Origin of the sequence: Faecalibacterium sp. HTF-F, from assembly GCF_023347535.1 — a bacterium.
Lineage (GTDB): Bacteria > Bacillota > Clostridia > Oscillospirales > Ruminococcaceae > Faecalibacterium > Faecalibacterium wellingii.
This window is the reverse complement of record NZ_CP094473.1, coordinates 2050238-2070558: the sequence shown is the minus strand read 5'-3', so window position 1 is coordinate 2070558 and position 20321 is coordinate 2050238. Positions and strand designations below refer to the sequence as shown.

The 20321-nt window shown below is 50.3% G+C and carries 18 protein-coding genes and 1 pseudogene; 14 read left to right on the top strand and 5 right to left on the bottom strand.

Translation table 11 applies throughout. The annotated features are described in order from the left end of the window. Positions 1–24 precede the first annotated feature (24 nt). The 4 genes from MTP37_RS09870 to MTP37_RS09855 all read left to right on the top strand — a co-directional run bounded on the left by MTP37_RS09870 (position 25) and on the right by MTP37_RS09855 (position 4385). The gene (locus tag MTP37_RS09870) at positions 25–564 is read left to right on the top strand and encodes a phosphoribosyltransferase family protein (protein ID WP_249237125.1); all 540 of its coding nucleotides are present in this window, start codon (positions 25–27) and stop codon (positions 562–564) included. A gap of 90 nt (positions 565–654) precedes the next feature. Then, positions 655–2682, top strand: coding sequence for a ComEC/Rec2 family competence protein (locus tag MTP37_RS09865; RefSeq protein WP_249237124.1), 2028 nt, complete (start codon positions 655–657; stop codon positions 2680–2682). Positions 2683–2745: 63 nt separating this feature from the next. After that, positions 2746–3774, top strand: coding sequence for a DNA polymerase III subunit delta (holA, locus tag MTP37_RS09860; protein ID WP_249237123.1), 1029 nt, complete (start codon positions 2746–2748; stop codon positions 3772–3774). Beyond that, positions 3771–4385 (top strand): toprim domain-containing protein, encoded by a 615-nt coding sequence (locus MTP37_RS09855; protein ID WP_249237122.1) that lies wholly within the window; start codon positions 3771–3773, stop codon positions 4383–4385. The genes holA and MTP37_RS09855 overlap by 4 nt, the downstream gene beginning before the upstream one ends. A gap of 160 nt (positions 4386–4545) precedes the next feature. Here the strand turns inward: MTP37_RS09855 and MTP37_RS09850 are convergent, their stop codons facing one another. The 5 genes and pseudogenes from MTP37_RS09850 to MTP37_RS09835 form a co-directional block, all read right to left on the bottom strand. Continuing rightward, complete coding sequence (locus MTP37_RS09850; RefSeq protein WP_249237121.1) at positions 4546–6123, bottom strand: recombinase family protein; 1578 nt, start codon at positions 6121–6123, stop codon at positions 4546–4548. Positions 6124–6154: 31 nt separating this feature from the next. Further along, positions 6155–6295 (bottom strand): hypothetical protein, encoded by a 141-nt coding sequence (locus MTP37_RS09845; RefSeq protein ID WP_249237120.1) that lies wholly within the window; start codon positions 6293–6295, stop codon positions 6155–6157. Positions 6296–6443: 148 nt separating this feature from the next. Next, positions 6444–6654 (bottom strand): annotated as a pseudogene (locus MTP37_RS13170) (DUF6551 family protein). A 47-nt stretch (positions 6655–6701) separates the two neighbouring features. Next, positions 6702–6866: a hypothetical protein gene (locus tag MTP37_RS09840; protein WP_249237119.1), complete on the bottom strand. Its 165-nt coding sequence runs from the start codon at positions 6864–6866 to the stop codon at positions 6702–6704. A 94-nt stretch (positions 6867–6960) separates the two neighbouring features. Next, the gene (locus MTP37_RS09835) at positions 6961–7740 is read right to left on the bottom strand and encodes a WYL domain-containing protein (protein ID WP_316543653.1); all 780 of its coding nucleotides are present in this window, start codon (positions 7738–7740) and stop codon (positions 6961–6963) included. 36 nt (positions 7741–7776) lie between these two features. On the opposite strand from MTP37_RS09835, the gene MTP37_RS13165 reads away from it, so the two are divergent. The 10 genes from MTP37_RS13165 (at position 7777) to MTP37_RS09790 (ending at position 20318) form a co-directional block, all read left to right on the top strand. Further along, positions 7777–7935, top strand: coding sequence for a hypothetical protein (locus MTP37_RS13165; RefSeq protein ID WP_316543555.1), 159 nt, complete (start codon positions 7777–7779; stop codon positions 7933–7935). Positions 7936–8191: 256 nt separating this feature from the next. Beyond that, complete coding sequence (locus MTP37_RS09830; RefSeq protein WP_249237117.1) at positions 8192–9250, top strand: AAA family ATPase; 1059 nt, start codon at positions 8192–8194, stop codon at positions 9248–9250. Positions 9251–9254: 4 nt separating this feature from the next. Beyond that, entirely contained in the window at positions 9255–11012 is a 1758-nt protein-coding gene (locus MTP37_RS09825) for a vWA domain-containing protein (RefSeq protein WP_249237116.1), read from the top strand. Positions 11013–11027: 15 nt separating this feature from the next. Continuing rightward, positions 11028–12137 carry an RtcB family protein gene (locus tag MTP37_RS09820; protein ID WP_249237115.1) on the top strand — a complete coding sequence of 370 codons (1110 nt, stop codon included), beginning with the start codon at positions 11028–11030 and terminating at the stop codon, positions 12135–12137. Beyond that, the gene (gene prfH, locus MTP37_RS09815) at positions 12134–12724 is read left to right on the top strand and encodes a peptide chain release factor H (RefSeq protein ID WP_249237114.1); all 591 of its coding nucleotides are present in this window, start codon (positions 12134–12136) and stop codon (positions 12722–12724) included. The genes MTP37_RS09820 and prfH overlap by 4 nt, the downstream gene beginning before the upstream one ends. 152 nt (positions 12725–12876) lie before the next feature. After that, entirely contained in the window at positions 12877–13377 is a 501-nt protein-coding gene (locus tag MTP37_RS09810; protein WP_249237113.1) for a hypothetical protein, read from the top strand. A gap of 343 nt (positions 13378–13720) precedes the next feature. Then, positions 13721–15538, top strand: coding sequence for a synaptonemal complex protein 1 (locus MTP37_RS09805; RefSeq protein WP_249237112.1), 1818 nt, complete (start codon positions 13721–13723; stop codon positions 15536–15538). Positions 15539–15555: 17 nt separating this feature from the next. After that, entirely contained in the window at positions 15556–16422 is an 867-nt protein-coding gene (locus MTP37_RS09800) for a patatin-like phospholipase family protein (protein WP_249237111.1), read from the top strand. An 11-nt stretch (positions 16423–16433) separates the two neighbouring features. After that, on the top strand, positions 16434–17258 hold the full coding sequence (locus tag MTP37_RS09795; protein WP_249237110.1) for a hypothetical protein: 825 nt from the start codon (positions 16434–16436) through the stop codon (positions 17256–17258). A gap of 21 nt (positions 17259–17279) precedes the next feature. Next, a complete protein-coding gene (locus tag MTP37_RS09790; RefSeq protein ID WP_249237109.1) occupies positions 17280–20318 on the top strand; it encodes an acetate and sugar kinases/Hsc70/actin family protein in 3039 nt (1012 codons plus the stop codon). The last annotated feature ends 3 nt before the right edge of the window (positions 20319–20321 follow it).

Here is a 20321-nt window from a genome sequence, read left to right as displayed (position 1 = left end):
CCAAAAAAGGGAGAGCGTTGAATTATGGCTGAGACTTATACCCTGCATGTTGCAGGCCTGACCCGTGAGCTGACCATCTGCAAGGTGAATGACCACATGGACATTGCGGCTTTTATCATGCTGGGTGACGCCGAGCTGACCGTGGCTGCTGCCACCGAGCTGCTGAAAAAGTGCCCGGACTTTGATATCCTGCTGACCGCTGAGGCCAAGGGCATCCCTCTGGCTCACGAGATGAGCCGCCAGAGCGGCAAGCCCTACGTCTGTGCACGCAAGGGCGAAAAGCTGTATATGACCGACCCCGTGGTGGTGGAGGATCAGTCCATCACCACTGCCGGTAAGCAGAAACTGGTCATTGACCGCAAGGAGCTGGACAAGATGAGCGGCAAGCGCGTTCTGGTGGTGGATGATGTCATCTCCACCGGCGGTTCCCTCAAGGCTCTGGATGCGCTGGCTGAGAAGACCCAGTGCACCATTGTAGGCCAGGCCGCTGTTCTGGCCGAGGGCGATGCAGCTGAGCGCAAGGATATCATCTTCCTGGAGCCGCTGCCCCTGTTCTTCCACTAAGCTGCCATGCGACGCCCACTCTGCGTTTTCTGCGCTGGAATGCTGGGTGTTGAGTTCGTGTGTGCTTTTTTGCCGCAAACGGAGCTTTTTGTGCCGTTTGCGGCATTTTTTGTTGCCGTTTGTCTGGTGCTGTGCATCTTTGATGCTGCCCGCAAAGCGGTGCTCTGCATCCTGCTGGGTGCTGTGGTGGGCATGGCATCGGTGCTGCACACGGCAAACCGGCTGGAGCGCATCCGCGTGCAGTATGCCGCCCGCCCGCTGGTGCTGACGGCAGAGGTGGAAAGCGTTTCGGACTCCTACTATCCCGGCGTTGTGGACGCGGTCTTGCGGGTGGAGAAGATCAATGATGCAAAGACCTCCTTCCGGGTGGAATGCGAGACTCTGCCGGAATGTGAGGCGGGGCAGCGGGTGCAGGGCAGATTTGTGCTGTCCGTTCCGGCACAGCAGAGCCGGGTCGGCCTGTATTCGGACGGCATTGTGCTGCTGGCAGAACCGGACGAGGAAAAACCGGATTTCAAACAGCTGGGGCAGAGCAGCAGCTTCCGTGCCCGCACCCACCGGCTGCAGCAAAGGCTCAGCGCAGCCCTGCGCCGCCGCATGGATGGCAAGACCGGCGGCGTGCTGGCGGCCATGACGGTGGGCGACCGGACGCATCTTTCCCCGGAGCTGCGCAGCGCCTACCGGGGCGCGGGCCTTGCCCATGTGCTGGTGGTGAGCGGAATGCATGTATCCATCCTGTGCGGTGAGGTGTTCCGCTTGGATGCACGCAGGAAGAAAGAACGCTGCTATGCGGCGCTGCGCCTGAGAGCAGTGTGGAAGGCGCTGCTTGCGTTGCTGCTGGTGGGCGTGACCGGCTTTACGCCCTCGGTGCTCCGTGCAGCGGCAGCGGTGTGGGTCAGTGCGCTGGGGGTGTGGCTGTATGCCCCGCCGGATACCCTTACCTCTCTGGCGGTGGCTGGCATCGCGATGACAGCAGGCAGCAGCTATGCCGTGTGTGATATCGGCTTTGAGCTTTCCTTTGCGGCGGTGCTGGGCACGGTGGCAGGCGGTGCGTGCATCCGCCGCATTCGGAAGTGGTACAGCATCCGTTTCCGGAGTAAAGCAAGCGCTCCGGTGAAGCGCCCATGGTATTTCAAGCTGCCGGAGCGCCTTTGGGGCCTTGCGGAAAGCGTCTGCATTTCGGTCTGTGCGTCTGCGGCGACCTTTCCGGTGCTGGTGCTGCGCGGGCTGAGCGTCAGCATCTGGGCAGTGGTCTCCAGCGTGACGGTCCTCTGGCTCATCCAGCCCATGATGCTGCTGGGTCTCGGTACGGCGTTCACCGGGCTGGTGCCCGTCCTTGCGCCGCTGCATGGTGCGCTCTCCGTACTGTCCGCAGCCTTGACCGGCCTGCTCGACCGCTGGGCCGTCTGGATAGCGGCAAAGCCGGGCGCGGGGCTCTACTTTGATACGTCCTATGCGGCCATTGTCTGTCTGGTGCTCATCGTGCTGTGCTGGCTGGCCTTCCGCTGGCGTCTGCGTCTGCGGGTGGCCGTGCCCTGCATCGTGCTGACAGCGGCGGTTTCCGTTGGGCTGGGCAATGCCCTCAGCCGGGATGTGGTGCACATCGACCTTGTGGGCAGCGCCAACGCGCCGGCAGTGGTGGTCACCCAGAACGATACCGCTGTGGTACTGTTCCGGGGCGGGAATTCGGTCCGGAATGCAGTGGAAGAACAGCTGGCTCGGCGGGGCGCGGGGAAAATCGAACTGCTGGTGGATCTGCGCACAAAACCGGAAACGCCCTGTGCGCTGGAAGCGGAACAGAGCGTTTTAGCAGAAGAAATGTCTGTGAACACCGCGCAAAAGCAAAAGTGCACGCCTGCACTCGTGGAGGTCCTGCGCACCCGGAACGGCTGCCTTGTGCGGCTGACCATCGGCAACCGGCAGTTCGTGACCCTGAGCGGCAGGGTGGAGCTGGCGCAGCCGGTCTCGGCCCGGTGGCTTCTGGCATCCCCTGCAAGGCCGGAGGCGGTACAGTATAAAGAGGTTCTGGCTCTGCGGCGGTATGATTGGATGACCGGCGGAGCAGCGCAGTCCTCGTCTCTCAGCCTGCGGCGGTATGGCGGGCTCAGAGCGGAGTGATGCTTTGCAATCCGGGCAGAGTGTGGTACAATAGAACAACATGAGGGGAAAGGGGGTGCCTGCATGGCCACCGAAACCAGGCTCCGGCAGCTGGCAGACAAGGGCTGCCCGGTCTACTATTTTTATTCCAGTGAACGGTATCTGGTGCGGCAGGCCGTGGCAGCGGCCACCCGCATCCTGACCGCAGACAGCGACGAGGACGCCACCATTCTGGATGGCGGTGCGCCGGAGATCGAACAGCTCATCATGGCAGCGGGCACCATTTCTTTTTTTGGGACCCGGCGTGTGGTGGTGCTGCCGGAACTGGAACCCGGCAGCTATGGGGATAAAGATCTGGAAGAACTCAGCAGCACGCTTGCCAGTCTGGAAAATGCCGTGGTGGTGCTGGGAAGCGTGTTTGAGCTGGAGCGCAGTAAGCTCAGGCTGAACAAAAAAGCGCAGAAGCTCATTGCGCAGTGCAAAAGCATCGGCTACACCGAAGAATTGGCTAAGCCGAAGCCCTTTGAGCTGAAAATGATGATGATCGACCGGGCCAAAGAACAGGGCACCAGCCTGCCGGACGGCGCAGCGGCGGCGCTGCTGGAACGCTGCGGCGAGGACCCTTTCCTGCTGGAAAATGAGGTGGACAAGCTCTGTGCATTGTCCGGGTACCAGACGGTCACGGCAGCGATGGTGGCCGAGATGGGCACCGTGAGTCTGGAAGCGGATGTGTTTGAAATGATCCGCATGATCACGGCCAAAAACGCCACAGGTGCCTGCAAAAAGCTGCAGACTTTGCTGCGCCTGCAGCAGGAGCCCATTGCCATCACGGCGGCACTGATCGGCAGTTATGTGGACCTGTACCGTGTCAAGCTGGGCGCGGCAAAGCGCAAGCCTTACGGCACCGTGTTCAAGGATTTCGGCTACAAGGGCAGTGACTACCGGCTCAAGCGTTCGGCCGAGACGGCCTCGCACTACACGCTGGGCCAGATCGAAAACTGTATGCAGGTGCTTCTGGAACTGGACCAGAGCCTGAAAAGCCAGCCCACCGATGACCAGATCCTGCTGGAAACAGCGCTGTGCCGGTTGGCAATGGCGGGGAGCGGACGATGAAGGAAAACGAAATGATCCATACCAGCCGGGTGCTCATTGTGGAGGGCAAATACGATGCGGCCCGGCTTTCCCATCTGACCGATGCGATGATCCTGCTGACCGACGGCTTTGGCATTTACAGCGACAAAAAGCGCCAGCAGCTGTTCAAAGCGCTGGCGCAGAAAAACGGTCTGATCCTGCTGACGGATTCGGACGCGGCAGGCTTCCGCATCCGCACCTACATCACCAATCTGGTGGGAGAAAAGAATGTGGTGCAGGCTTACGTGCCCGCGATCCACGGCAAGGAAAAGCGCAAGGAACAGCCCGGCAAGGAGGGCCTGCTGGGGGTCGAGGGCGTGGACGACGCCATCGTTCTGCAGGCGCTGCGGGATGCCCTTGGCGCAGAGGCGGGTGCCGCAGCAGCCCGTCCGGAGGGACGGCAGATCACCTATACCGATCTCTATGAGTGGGGGCTCTCCGGCAGACCGGGCAGTGCCGAGCGCAAGGCAAAGCTGCTGAACGCGCTGGGTCTGCCGCCGCGTCTTTCCAAAAAGGAACTGGTGGAGGCGCTGAATCGGCTGTATACTTTTGAACAATTGAACGAGATGCAGTTGAAAATCCTGAACAACTGACTGCATGGCGCAGGGGAGAGCACACTTTTCACCTCTGCGCTGTTTTTGTGTCCGGGGCGTTCCAGCGCTGACGCAGAAGTTCCAATGCATGGGTCTCAAGGCGGGAGACATAACGTCCTGCGTATTATACACGACAAAAATACAAGCATACCTGTGTAAATTATCCGGAAAAATGCTGTAATTCAGGGATGCGGAAGTGGATTTCCAGATGCTTTTCTTTGTCCAGTTCTACTCTATCTACCAGATTGATTAACAGCTCCCGACTGGTGCAGGCACTTTCCAAAAAGTTCTGCACCAGTTCTTTTGCCTTATCAGAATTATTCAAAGGGGTCTTCAACAAACTGCGAAGCTCCTCCTGTTGCAACTCCAATTGACGCCGTTCCAACTTGATTCGGTTGAAAATGCGCTGAAAATCCGCTTCTGGCAGAAGTCCTTCCAGACGGTCGGTATACATGCGGTCGAGATTGGCTGTCATCAGGTCGATCTTTTTTTGAATCTCTGTGAACTGTTGCTCGGTCTGATTTTGCTTTTCGTTTTCTTTTAAAGCATTTTCGGCAAGGGGCAGCAGCTTGTCAGCGTCCAAATAGGACTGACATACTTCGCGTACTTTACTCACGACAGCATCGGTCACGGTGTCAACTTTGATGACATGGCAGGTACAGACGCCGGCCTTTGTAAAGCGTTGATAGGTTTTGCAAACAAAAAACAGGCGGTATTCTCCCTTTGAGGTCTTGCGGTTGGATACAGTTAGGCGTGCGCCGCACTCATGACAATAGATGATTCCCTTGAGCAGATAATCATAAGTTCTGCTGCGAGTGGTTTTGCGGCTATCGACCAGAAGTCGAACTTGCCGGAAAACTTCACGGTCTACAAGTGGTTCATGAGTGTTTTCTACAACGACCCAGTTTTCAGGGGCTTGTTTCAAACATTTCTTGGATTTGTAGTTGATTTTGACCTGCCGCCCCTGCACCATATTACCAATGTAGGTTTCATTCAGGAGCATTTCCGAGATTCGTTCACTGCTCCACAACCCTGCATACCGACCTTTCCGCGATGGAAGCCCGGCATAGACGGATGGAGGAGGAATTTGTTCGGAGTTTAACTGCCATGCGATACTATGACAGCTTTGCCCACTCAATGCCATGGCGAAAATCCGGCGTACAATGGCAGCAGCAGGCTCATCTACCACGATTTTATTTTTTTCGGTAGGGTGCATTTTGTAGCCGTATACAGGTTTTCCACCGATAAAAAGGCCTTTGCGCTGTTTATCCCGTTTGACAGACTTGATTTTCTTGGAAATGTCCTTTGCGTACATATCATTCATAATTGCCCGGAAGGGGGTGATGTCGTTCGCAGTGGAATCGATTCCAGTATCAATTCCGTCCAGAAGGGAAATGTAGCGTACACGATGTTCTGGAAAATACCGTTCCATATAATGACCGGTCATGATGTAGTCACGTCCCAGTCGAGAAAGGTCTTTCGTGATCACCATGTTGACCTTTTTCGCTTCGATGTCCTGAATCATCCGGTTAAATGAAGGACGATCAAAGTTGGTGCCAGACCATCCGTCATCAATATAAGTGTCATAAACTGACAGTCGGTGCTGTTGCACGAACTCCTCCAGTAAGGAACGCTGGTTCGTGACACTCTGTGAAGGACCGATGGTTTCATCTTCCTTGGAAAGGCGAATATAAAGTGCTGCATGATATTCCATGGGATTGCTTATCTCTAAATACATAATTAGCCTCCTTGAGATAAGCGGTTTATCGTCATTGATATGATACGACTTTTCCGCTGTCAGACGCAAGGATGCGGCGCAGGTAAAGCTGGAATGAACGGCAAATCAGCTTATCCAAATCTTCACCTTTTTTAGAAAAAGTACATTTCACTGTAAGTTCTTTCTTTTTCATAAAAAGCCTCCTTGAAATAGATATAGTTATAGATATGAATCAATCTGAAACAATTTGCTTGTCCCCAGATTGAAACAGATGATTTTGGTGGTTATGTAACAAGGGGCACCCGCTGTTTGCAGATGCCCCTTGGCAGAGAAAATATGTTTTAGAACTTCATCGGCAGAGCATCCTTGCGGCTTTTACCGTTATAAGCTATGTAGATGGGAAAAACGTATTTCTTCCATCCGGGCAACTTTGCAGGGTTATCCCTGCCGACACGGTAGATCTCCATGGGGGGCGCTACGAAGCGCACGAACCAGCCGCTCCTCGATGAACTCGCCGTGATACAGCTCCACAAAGTGTATCATGCCGCGCAGGACAGATGCTTTTTATTTTTACGTCAAACCGTGAAGCACAACGCTTTTTAGTTGGTCGGTTTAACAGGCGGCGGGGGCAGCGGGCGCTGTTTGATGCGCTCCTGTGTGCGGATTTTGCTGTCTGCATTATTTTCTGCTTCGTCAACCGGCTGTAAGACGGTCTCTTCTGTTACCATCTCTGCGGTGAGCGGTCTGTCCTGCTTCTTTTTCATAAAAACTCTCTTCCTTCCAAAATCCATTGGTTCAATCACGCTTCTGAGCAGCCGTGCTGTCGTGAAGATATACGCTGTTTTTCGGTTCATATCATTACACCTCGGTGTCGTCTTTGTATTGTTCCAGCATCTCTGTCAGAATCTTTTTCATCTCATCCCGCAGTGCCTGCGGTTCAAGCACTTCTATCCTGTTACCCTGACTGAGCAGCCACATGACGATGCCGTTGCCGTAAACTTCGGCTTCGATAATAGAGCCTTTTTCATCCTGAGAAATGACTTTTGCGGTGGGCAGGCGGTCAAGAACCGCTTCCACACTGGTTCCGGTATAACGCAGCCGGATGCGCTGCAATCGACCCGGATACATGAACTGCACCCGTTTGCGGAACTCGCCCTCCTGAAAGCGTGTTGCATAAGGCAGAGAGAAGGTCTGTTCCAGTATTTTGTAATCTGTGATGCGGTCAATGCGGAAAATAGCAGGATAGTCATATTTGCGGTTGTATATTCCGTTTTCCTCTTCTGTAATGTAAGCGTTCAGATAAAAATAGTATTCCGAAAACAGGATGGATACCGGCTCCACAATGCGTTCCACGGTAGAAGCTACATCTGCGCCCTGACGCTGGTAATGGATCTGCATCAGCTTGTGCTGCTGAATGTCGCAGCCGATTTCCCACAGCTTATCCTGAATGCCTGCCGGGTGGGTCAGTTCTACATAGTGGAACAGCTCATTGGAGATCAAATCGGAAACCAGCTTGATGTTTTCCAGTGGCACACAGCCCGCCACCAGCTTGTTCAGGATAACGGACATTTCCTCTTTGGTAAAAGCACGGCTTTCCAGCAGAATTTTGCTGACTGCCAGAATCTCGCTATTGGTCATCAATGGAGACGGACTGCCCATCAGCCGGAATCCCTTTTGCTGGCGATCATAAATAATCTGCCGGTTTTCTCCCTTGGCAACATTGCGCTCTGCAAGAAAGGCTCGAATATCGTCTATGTCTCGCTGGACGGAACGCTCATCAATGCCAAAGCGAAGGGCTTCTTCTGCTTTGGAAAGCGTTCGGCCAGCGCATAAGCGTTCATACAAATCCAATATCCGCTCATTTTTAGAATAGTCCATGCTCTCTCCCTCGTTTCTTACGTTTAGTATACGAAAAAATCCTTCAAAAGACAATCTCAGGATAATGATATTATAAGTTTGCAGCATGACAGATTCTGTCATGCTGTTCTGCTATACTATGCTCAAACAAACGGGAAAGGAGAAGCAACAAGATGAAATCTTTGAATCATAGAAAGAAAACTATCCGAAAAATTATGGAGGTAAGATTACTTTGAATCTTGCAGTATCGGTTGACCAGAAACAGCTTCTGGATATTTTATTGAACGTTGGCATTGTGCGCCCTGTCTTTATCTGGGGAGCACCCGGCATCGGCAAGTCTGCTATCGTAGAGCAGTTCGCCGCAGATATGGGACTGCCCTGCGTTTCTCTGCTGGGCAGTCAGCTTGCGCCGGAAGATATTATCGGTGTGCCGCAAATCATAAATGGCCGCAGCGTGTTCTGCCCGCCTAAAATGATCGCACGGGAAGAACCCTATTGCCTGTTTCTGGACGAATTGAACGCCTGTTCTCAGGAAGTACAGAAAGCATTTTATTCCCTTATTCTGGAACGCCGCATCGGGGAATATCACCTGCCCAAAGGCTCTATCGTGATCGGTGCAGGCAACCGTGCGCAGGACAACGCCATAACCCGGCCTATGTCCTCTGCGCTACTCAACCGGATGTTCCATGTTGAGCTTCGCGCTGACAGCCGTATCTGGCTGGAATGGGCCGCAGGGCACGGCATTCACCCTTATGTATACGATTATATTTGTTTCCGCCCCGACCAGTTGTGGAGTCAACCATCCAAAACGGAAGAGCCCTTTTCTTCTCCCCGCAGCTGGCACATGCTCAGCGATGCCATTATCAGTTACGGCGATTCTATTTCGGAACAGGAACTGGCGGTTCTGGCAAACGGCTGTCTGACCGCTGCTCATGCGGCACAGTTTGTGGCCTATGTCCGGCAGGTGCGGCAGGCATATTCTATCACGAAAATCATCAATGGAACGCAGAATTGGCCAGATAAACCGGAAGAGCGCGATGTGCTCTACTTTCTGGCGCAGAGCTTCCGGGCACAGCTACTGAAAGAACTGCCCCGTAACCGCAGCAAACTCACGTCTGCTACACAGACACTTACACTGCGTGCAAAGGACCTGCTGGTCGAGCTGGCGGGCATCAGTCTGGAAATCGCACAGATGGCAATTACCCCAGAGAATGGCGAAACGCTTCCTGCGTGGTTCATCGTGGAAGTGACCCGCGACCTGCCCGCACTGACCAACAAGAAGATGGGGTGACGATATGGGCCAAAAAGAGGAAAAAACGCAGCAGGACAGCATCCCCACATGGCGAAAGGCGGTTGAAAAAATTGAGGATGGCCCCCTGTTCCGGCTTGCATACTGCACGCGTGTATACTGCTCTGAACGTTATCCCATGGCAAAAGCAGACTGGGCTTATGTTACAAACGATGGGGACATTTATCTGAATCCGCACCGGAAAGCATCCGTTGGAGAGTGGGAATATATCATAAGCCACTGCCTATTGCATCTTGGCTTCGGACATTTTCAGAAAGAGCGTATGAAAGATACCCGTTGGAATATGGCTTGTGATTTAGTCATTGCGCGCTTCCTGAAGGACAGCCATATCGGCACACCGCCTCCGGAGTTTCAGCAGGAGCTGCCTTTTCCGGTCAAAGAGGAAGAGCAGGCGTTCCAGCAATTACAGACCGCCTCGGTTTCTGGAAGCATTTTTAGCACTATGACTGGCGGCAGGCCCGATATGGTGTGGAACCGGGACGATATCAAAACGGATTATACAGAAATTTTTGCTCAGTCCCTTCAGGCATCAATGCAGAAGACCTTGATGGAATCCAGAGGAATCTCCACCGGACATCAGCATTACTGGATGCAGCCTGTCTATTTGCAGGCACGGGACTGGTTTTTATCCAGTTTTCCGCTGCTGGGTGCAGTAGCCTCGGCGTTCCACATCGTGGACAGCGGCGATGTTGTTTCCCGGCTGAACATCCCGGTTGCAGCAGTCAGCCCGCAACTGGGCGAAATCTATATCAATCCTCGTTGCCGCCTGAATCTGGAAGAGTGGAAATTCGTGCTGGCGCATGAATTTCTTCATGCGGCTCTGCGCCATGATTTGCGCTGTGAAGATAGAATACCCGAACTCTGGAATGTTGCCTGTGATTATGTGGTGAATGACTGGCTCTGTGAGATGAAAGTAGGCTGTATGCTAGAGTCAGCACTGTTCGATAACCAGTTCCATGGGATGTCCGCAGAAGCGGTCTATGACCAACTCTGTGAAAACATCCGGCAGTACCTGAAAGAAAATCCGGGTGATCTGCTTTATGGCGATGGCTCAGAAGTGGTAGATTTGAACGGCAATAAACTGGATTCCGTCTATCGTTCTGCCTTGCAGCAGGGGCTTGTATATCACACCCAGCAGAACAGGGGCTATCTGCCTGCTGGACTAATCGAAGAAATCCATGCGCTGTCCCGCCCGCCCATTTCGTGGGATGTGGAACTGGGAAAATGGTTTGATGAAAACTTTACGGTCATGGAAAAGCACCGTTCCTATGCGCGACTCAGTCGGCGGCAGAGTTCCACTCCGGATATTCCACGCCCCGCATGGCGGCTGGAAGAGCACCCGGAAAAACAGCAGACATTTGCGGTGCTGCTGGACACCTCCGGTTCCATGTCCCGTGGACTGCTGGCAGCAGCGCTTGGCTCTATCGCCAGCTATAGTGAAGCAAGAGATGTGCAGGCGATCCGGGTGATTTTCTGTGATGCTGCCGTTTACGACCAGGGGATGATGAACCCGGAAGAGATTGCCGGAGCCGTTCAGGTAAAAGGACGCGGCGGCACCCGTTTACAGCCCGGAATCGACCTGCTGGAAAATGATATATGTTTCCCGAAAGATGCGCCGCTGCTCATCATTACCGATGGAGCCTGTGACCGGCTTAATCTGCGGGGACGCAACCACGCTTATCTGATTCCATGGGGCAATCGGCTCCCGTTTCCACCCAAAGGGCCGGTGTTCCGGCTGAAATAAAAGAAAGGCATTGCTTTGATTACAATACAAAATACTTATAATTCTGCGCTGGTATATGCAGAGACTTTGGATTCCGGTGCAGAGGGTTTGATTCGTGCACTGTGCGGCAGTCTAATCTCAAAAGGCAGCAGCATCCGCATTATGCCGGATGTTCACGCTGGAAAAGGCTGTGCAGTCGGCACTACAATGACCATCAAGGACTGTGTGGCTCCCGGTCTGGTAGGCGTGGATATTGGCTGCGGAATGCTGGCAGTCAAGTTCCATGCTAAACGTCTGGAACTGCAAAAGCTGGATAAATTGATTCGCGATAAAATTCCAGCCGGAAAACAGGTGCGCTCCGTGCCGCATCATTTTGCAGAACAGGCACACTTGGACGAGCTGCTTTGTCTGCGTCATGTCCAGAAGGATAAGGCTCTTTGCGCTATAGGCACATTGGGCGGCGGCAACCATTTTATCGAGGTTGATAAGGCGGCGGATGGCTCATACTGGCTCATTATCCATTCCGGCAGTCGGCGGCTTGGTGTGGAAGTGGCATCGTTTTACCAGAGCGAAGCATTTCAACAGTGCCCGGAAGGCACACCTTTTGAGCTGGCCTATGCTACGGAAAGCCTGATGGACGATTATCTGCACGACATGAAAATCACGCAGGCGTTTGCGGAACTGAACCGCAGAGCGATTGTAAATGATATTGTGAAAAGCATGAAGCTGGACGTGGAAGAAACAATTTCTACCATCCATAACTACATTGATCTGGATTCCATGATTCTGCGCAAGGGTGCAGTTTCCGCAAAGGCGGGCGAAAAACTCGTGATCCCGATGAATATGCGGGATGGTTGTCTACTTTGCATTGGAAAGGGCAATCTGGAATGGAACGAATCGGCTCCCCACGGTGCAGGCCGCCTGATGAGCCGTGCAGATGCACGAAACAGCTTTACACTGTCACAGTACAAAAAAGAAATGCAGGGTGTTTATACCAGCTCTGTCAATCGGAACACACTGGACGAAAGCCCAATGGCCTATAAGCCGATGGAAACTATTCTCCGGCAGGTTGAACCTACTGTGGAAATCGTAGAGAGGACAAAGCCTATCTACAACTTTAAGGCAAGTGAGGAAATTGCAAAATGATTTACCAAATCAGTTCGGGGCAAGGACCTGCCGAGTGTGAGCTTGGTGTGGCAAAATTTCTGGCCTACCTGCAAAAATATTATAAAATCTCCGTACTGGAAACGTCACAGGGATACTACGAAAATACCTATCGCTCCGTGCGAATCCAGACAGATGCTGATTTATCGCAGTTTGTCGGTTCGGTGCAGTGGGTCTGTCCAAGTCCTTATCGCATTGGTCACAAGCGCAAGAACTGGTTTCTGGATTTCAGCAGCTGCGCAGAAGCCAAAACAGAAGTTTTTGACCCGAAACAAGTGCTGTTTGAAACCTTTCGCAGCAGCGGCAAGGGCGGGCAGAACGTGAACAAGGTGGAAACCGGTGTCCGGGTGATTTATCTGCCGACCGGACAGAACAGTGTTTGCACTGATGAACGCAGCCAATACCTGAACAAACAGAAAGCAGTGGCGCGCCTCCGGCAAATGGTACAAAGTGAAAATCAGCAAAAACAAGCTGTTATCCGAAATGAGAACTGGGGCAGGCATACCAGTCTGGAACGTGGAAATGCACGGGTAAAGTTTGAAGGACGGTATTTTAAGCGAGTGGCATGATTCAAAAAAAGAACTACTCAGGCATCATTTGACAAATGAGAGCGGTCGTGCTTGCAAACATCCTGTGACTGTATTATACTTTATAACAGTATGTAGATGGATTGTCACAGGCCACAGCAAGCTGGTCTTCGGATAGGGATGAGGAACAAGTGATGCCAGAAAATGAAAATGTTATAAAGAAAACAGTGATTGTGAAAGTGTTCCATTCGAGATATTCGGTGCTTTACGGTACAGAGGATTCAATTACAGAGAATTCGGTGAAGAAGCAATACAATAATGGAAATGAATTTTCCCGGTGGGATGATCTGCAATGGGATAGGATCATCCATAATCTTCAGATTGACAAAGAGCGTGATCTCTGTCGGTTTATTGTTTTTTCGGACATACCGGTTGAATGTCCGACAGGCTTTTTGGAAGCTGGATGGACATGGGATTCCATTTCAGACGCAAGAAGTGTTTGCAGCCTTCATGCAGGAAAGTGGTTTCTGAATGGAACAGAACTGCCAGTTTCAGGATACTTTCCTGTTGAAAAAGGCTGTGATATCGTTCACATATCGACGTTTCCTGAAGTTTCAGTCAGAGCTAAACATGAAAATGACAAGGCTGAAAGCGACCTTTACAGGTTCTTTCAGAGAAAATCGATGGGAAACTAAATGACAAAATAAATCGTAAGAAAAACCTCCTCATGTGGATCGAACCGCATGAGGAGGTTTTTCTCTGTCTGGAAGGAAATCAGATGATCTGTATGAAATAAGCGGAATGTCAGATTTTGTCATTCTGGGTTGGTATAATAAGGTCGTAATCGGACAGAAAATTTGTTGAAGACTGAATGACGCAGAGGAAAACTGACCATATTCCGTTTGAAAAAGCACATGGTTACAGTGACTGGGTGCTGGATTTGGCGAAAGTTGTCATTTTTTATTGCCATCGAAAGGCTGTTGATGTACACTATACACAAGGAACGCTGCTCGTAGTACTTTGTTGGGAGTGTGCAAGATGAGTCAGACGCATCACATTGTGAAATTGATAAAGAATCAACTATATCCAACATATCAGCTTCATGCTTATATGGCAAACAGTAAAACGACCCCACAGGAGGGATTGCGATTAGCTGCTTTGATTACGATGGAATGGCTTCGGCAGCGTTTGGGAGATCATGTCCCGGAGGAATTGTTATGCTTACCGACACCATCTGCATACACGACATCGGACAATACCTGCCTTCCGTCTCTTCATGTCAATGCTGGCTTTGTAATTGATATTGTATCGCTGCCGGAGAATGGAATCTGGACTTTGCAGATCACAGAACCTGATCTTGGATCAGATCCCGGCAATCCGAAGCAAATTCGGCAGGCAGTACCCGGTCGGGTGATTGAGACAAATGTAGGATACAGGATCTCAGACACACAACTAGAGTGTGGTTTTCAAACCGTTATTTCTGATCCGGAAGGCACGCAGCAGGCAGAAGTCTATCGGTTAGCCATCATTCGTCGGCTAATCGAAAATCCGAATTTTGGTTTGAGGCAGCTCACAAAGCTGACCGAAGAAACGATTTCCCTTTCAACGGTAGAGCAAGTGAAGAAACTTCTGTCCATCTGGAAAAATCAGGATAATCAATTGCCCTGTGTAGTTTTTACTCGTTACCGCGAAAACAAGGAAGATAACGTACCATTATTTGTTCAACAGAACGATCTTCGGGATTCATGGATGCCGAAGATTCCGCTGGACAAAATTCCAGTGCAGATGCCGAAAAAAGCAGGGGTGCCATATCAGACGGAAGATTTTGCAAGAAGCGGTGTTACATTTTTCCGCAGTTATTCGTTAGAAGATGCGTTGTTTGAACGGTTTATTTCTATGGTAGGAATATCAGCACAATGTGGTGATATTTTAATTCTGAATCCACTGTGCTATGGTGGAAAAATTCAGATAGTACCTTATAAATCGTCGAGTGCCCGGCGAGCAGTGCAGCTGGAGCAGCTGAGCAATGAACTGCGGAGTTATTCCCGGAATAAGCAAGTGTCTTTTGGAATGGTTCAGTTTCTTTCGATGGCACGAAAAGGACTGATTCAGAGTTCAGCGGACATTGTGGAGCGATCTGCGAAAGCAGAGGAAAAGTGGGAACAGAAGTTGGCATTTTGTGATGTGCAATGGAAGGAGACATTGAAAAAGAAAGATCAGGAATGTCAGTCACTAAAGGAGCAGTTGGAACGACAGAGACTGTATCAGGAGCGAATCGATAAGGAAAAAGAAGAACTTCGGAAGGAAATTGCTGCAGAGCGGCAGAAAATAGAAACGATTCTGGCAGAAAAGGATGAAGACATCGCTTATTTGAAGCGAAAACTTAGTCAGCCAAAAGAGCATAGTCGGATCGCCGAATGGGTCGAGGAAAATTTCACGGGACGAATTTTGCTGCACCCCAAGGCGAAGGCTCTACTAGAAGACAGATCCGCAAAATCGATCAGCGTCGATTTGATTTGTGATGCATTGGATTTTCTTGCAACAGATTATTGGGAGCGCCGATATGAAAGGATCAGCACAGATGAGATGAATAATCGATGCTCTGAAAAATATGGACGTCCTTTTGAGGTAAAACCCACGGGAACGACAACTGTGGAATTCACTCCGACACAGTATAAGGTAAAGTATTTTCAGGGAGCTGCCGGAAAGCCGGTGGAATGCCCGCTGGATTTTCATCTAGGGGTAGGAAATGACCCGGAAAATCTGCTGAGAATTTACTTTTTACATGATGATGCCAAAAAACTGATCGTAGTGGGCTCTTTGCCAAGACATTTGAAAGCTGTGACGATCAAGTGAGAAGGGAGACAGAGACATTGAACCAAATCGGTTTAGTTTTTGAGGGCGGTGGAGGAAAGGGCGCGTATCAGATCGGTGTATGGAAGTATCTCCGTGAAAAAGGATTGGATCGGTATGTGGGAGGTGTATCTGGTACATCGGTCGGGGCGTTGAACGCGGTGCTGTTCGCCGCAGGCGATTATAGTACGGCAGAAAGGATCTGGAAAAACATCTCACGCGACCAGATATTATCCTCCAAAGCTTTTACGGATACATTGGCAGGTGCAGGCTCGCAGGCTGCGCTTGCGAATATATGGAGGACTGTTTCACGTTCTGCCATTGAACGAACGGTCAATCAGGCTATGGGACAGGCCTTGTTCACACGGGATGGATTGCTGAGGATCATGCACAGATATGTTGACATGAGAAAAGTCCAGCGCGCAGGAATTCCATGCTTCGCAACTTGTCTGGAAATATCTGGCGTACTTCCTGCGGTAAAACGCTTTGAACTGAGATGCTATGCAAAAAATAACATCGAGACGATCCTGCTGGCTTCCTCTGCGATTCCGATTGTCTTTGATCCGATATTGTTCGACGGAAAACTCTACTGTGACGGTGGAGTTGAGCTGTTGGGCGGAGACAATACCCCCATCAGGCCGTTGTATGATAGGGGGATCCGTTTTTTCATTGTCGTACATTTGAGCAGGGATTCAAAAGTTGACTGTATCAAATTTCCCGGGGCTTGCATTCTGGAGATTACCCCACAAATCGATCTGGGGAATCTGTTCACCGGAACGCTGGATTTTTCATCCGAGAGCGCCATGCGAAGAATTGAACAGGGATACAAGGATACAAAACGTGTATTTGAGGAATATTTTGGCGCAAAAAAAGCCAGCCGAATTTGAGGTGCGTATTTATGCAAGATGAAAAATTCAAAGATAAACTTCTGACAGCTCTTCAGGATTCGGAGATTCAGTCCGAAATCAGGAAGATCATAATTTCGGGAGAGAAATCGGATGCTGCTCCGAGTGAGATCGGCTCTGCAAAAAATGAAGAGCTGAAAAATAAAATCGAAGAGCTGAAATCAGAGCTGGAACAGATGCGAAATGAAAACGAACGTATTTATGCAGAAAGCGAACTTCTGAAGCAGAAAAATCAGAGCATGGCTGAAGCTGGAACTGCGGCAGAACAGCGATGCGAGGAGCAGAGAAAAGAACTTGAAGATCAAAAAATGAAGCTGAAACAGTATGAGGAATATGTTGCAAAGCAGGCGGTGCAGCTCAAAGATATCCAGAATGAAATATCGGGATACCGCGTCTTTGATGAAGCTGTGACACTGTTTCGGGCATATTGCTCTTTGCCGTCCGATGTGCTTCGGAAGGCTGCGAGCATCATTCGCCCGGAATCAGCAGATCTGTTTTTTGCTATGGGATGTCAGAAGGATAATGTGCTTGCGCTGTGGGATTTTATGAAGTCGGAATGGGAAAGGCTGGGTGAATCCGAAACGAAAATTTTGCTGGAGACGCTGACATATTTTCTGAAAATGATCAACAACCAGTATCAACGGCCTATATTTCAATGGATGGACTGCCATGTCGGAGATCCATTTGATGATAAGCTGCACATCCGCACGGCGGACAGCAGCAGATATTCCGGTGAGATACGGCAGGTTTGTATACCGGGGATCGTGAATGTTTATAACGGCGAGACCGTCGTCAGAAAAAGTCTCGTGATCGTATGAAAATAGAAAGGGAGACGCTGTATGAGCAAAAACAGAAATAATCCAGAAAACCGACAAAGTTATCCGAAACGGGAAGAAGCGGTGCATACCGCTCCGCGACAGAATATTTCCGCCGCATTTGATCCGAATCACGCGATTTGTGCCGTAAAGAAGCTTCCGATCTCTGACGATGATGAATTCGTGAAAAGCATCGCGGTCGGTTCGATGATTCAAGAAGAAATTGAAAATATTAAAAATCAGTTGGAGCAGTGGCCGGAAGATGATTTTATTGCCATCGGAAACAACGTTCTTCTTCCGACGAATCCTGATACGCAGTTTCTGGTTATGGATGTCTTCAAAATACAAATGGATATTCACGATAGCTATTTTAGCTATTCACAGTGTGAGGATTCATGCAGGAAAAATCTGCCTTCCAATTATCCTTGGGCAATATCTGACTTGAATGAGCTGAAATATTTTCTTGGTACGACCCGTGGAATCAAATTTCTGGAAAAACATGCCGGAGGCTATCTGGACGGATTTACGATCGGCGGACAAAGGACTCCAAGCAAGTATTATTCCATGAATGATCACTCGGAAAAAAAATATGGTGAATTCCGTAAGCACGATGACGTCGGAGATATCTATACTGCAAAGATCCCACAGAATAAAAACGCGCTCCAATGGGTACTTGTAGACAGAAATTTCCAGATGAATGCGGAGTATAAAAACCTTGCGCTGTTTTATAGAATCGGTCTGATCGAATTGACCGCACTTTATAGAATCGGCCCAATCAAACCGACCATGCAGGAAAAAAAATATACAGCCGTGGTAAATCAGCAGGCCTATAACAAAATCGTCGGCCAGATCGTGCGAGGGGAGATTCAGAGCCTTGGCAGTCTGACGTTCCCGGAAAGCGAAGTTCGGAAACGGTTCGCAGATTCGATGCAAAAAATTTCGGAGGAAAAGGAAAAGCAGATCGTAGACAGACTGTTGGAGCTTGATACGATCCGAGCGGATATGACGCCGTATGTGCCAAGAATCGTGGAGGATCCCAATGGCGGTTTGTGGGATCTGTGGGAGGACGAAACGAAAAATCAACAGTATACAGATGCTGCGAAGACCTACTACGCCAGAGACCCACGGCTGGATATTCAGGAAGACGGAATCATCGGGATTGATTTCGGAACCAAAAGTACTGTTGTTGTGTGCAAAGAGGGCAACGAGGTCACTCGTCCGCTCCGAATCGGAATGGGGCGGTATGAAAAAGCTCCCACTGCGTCTGATTATGAAAATCCAACCGTGATGCAATTCTGCGATATCGACACGTTTCGCAGAGACTATAATGCAACAGCCGGAAGACCGCTGACCAAATGGTCGGACATCTGCATCTCTCATACGGCGTTTGGCGCATGGAAAGAAAATGAAAACACAGAAGATTATTTTTCCTTTTTCAACGACCTGAAACAATGGGCTGGAGATCCGAAACGGCGAGTTCGGATCAGGGATCAGAAAGGCACGGAAATTGATCTGAGCCCCTATGAGAATCTGAAAGACGGTGATTTTGATCCCATTGAGATCTACGCTTATTACATTGGCTTATACATCAATAATATGCATACAAAGCATATTTATCTGAAATATCTGCTTTCGTTCCCGGTCACCTATACAAAATCTGTGAGAGAAAAAATTTTGAACAGTTTCAAAAAAGGTCTGGCGCAGTCCTTTCCTGAGACGATAAGAAACGATCCTTCCTGCATGGAAAGATTTCAGGTTCAGGAGGGAGCCGGAGAACCGGCGGCTTATGCAGTCTGCGCTCTGCAGGAATACAGACTGATCCCGGCGTCCGATGAAAAAATCGTATATGGCGTGTTTGACTTCGGTGGTGGAACAACGGACTTTGATTTTGGCGTCTGGAGAAAAGCTTCCGGGCAGAAGGAGCGGCGATACAGATACGTGATCCATCATTTCGGAGACGGCGGAGACTCCTATCTTGGCGGAGAAAATCTGTTGGAGTTGCTGGCTTTTGAGGTGTTCAAGGCAAATCGTGATACGCTGCGTAAAGCGCATATCGCATTCCCTCTTCCACCGCAGTGCCAGCACTTTGGCGGCGACGAGATGCTGCTCAGCGATTCGCAGGAAGCATGGACAAATATGCGGCAGATGATGGAGTGCCTTCGTCCGTTCTGGGAACGCAGGGATGGTTACGAGAAGCTGTTTGACGCTGGAGTAATAAAACTGCGTCTCTTCGACAGCAGCGGCAATAAGCTGGAAAATTTTGAGCTGGCTGTTGACGTGAAAATGCTGGACAGCAAACTCAGGAAGAGGATCGAACAAGGTGTTGATGCATTTTTCAATGCTTTGTTCTCGCTGGAGCACGGAAAACACGGGGATGAACTGAAAAAAATCAACTCTGTTCATATTTTTCTTGCGGGAAACTCAAGCAAATCTGAGATCCTGCGTGAAACTTTCCGAGACAAATGCGAAAAGTATTCGACAGAAATCCGGAATGAAGTGGGTGATCCGGATGATGACGTGAAATACTTCAAAATCTATCCGCCGCTCGGAACAAAAGAAGCGGAGGAGCTGATTGGGAGTGGCGAACAAAACGACATTACCCGGCCTACCGGAAAGACCGGCGTGGCGATAGGGCTTGTTCAGTGCAGCAAGAACTCCTCCATCAAGGTGATCAATGATAAATCGGCAGAGATCGACAGCGAAATCAAGTTCAAGTTCTGGGTCGGATTTTACGACGATGACAGCGATGAATATTTCAAGTATTACCTGAACAGGAATTCGGCTTACCAGAAATGGGTCGAATATCTGGATGCGGGAGTCAACGAATTTGACTTGTTCTATACTTCTGATCCCTCCGCAGAAATTCCTAAACATCTGCTGATGGAAAGCGCAACGGTGAAGAAGAAAATCCTTTCCTTCCCGGAAAGCGCAGTTGATGAGGATGCAATGGTGTATCTTCGCCCTGTTTCGCCCGATGAGATAGAGTTTGTCGTTGCGGCTTCACAGGTGGATGCCGACGCTGGCAACTATACATTCGGACCGACCAAGATCATGCTGGATTAAAAG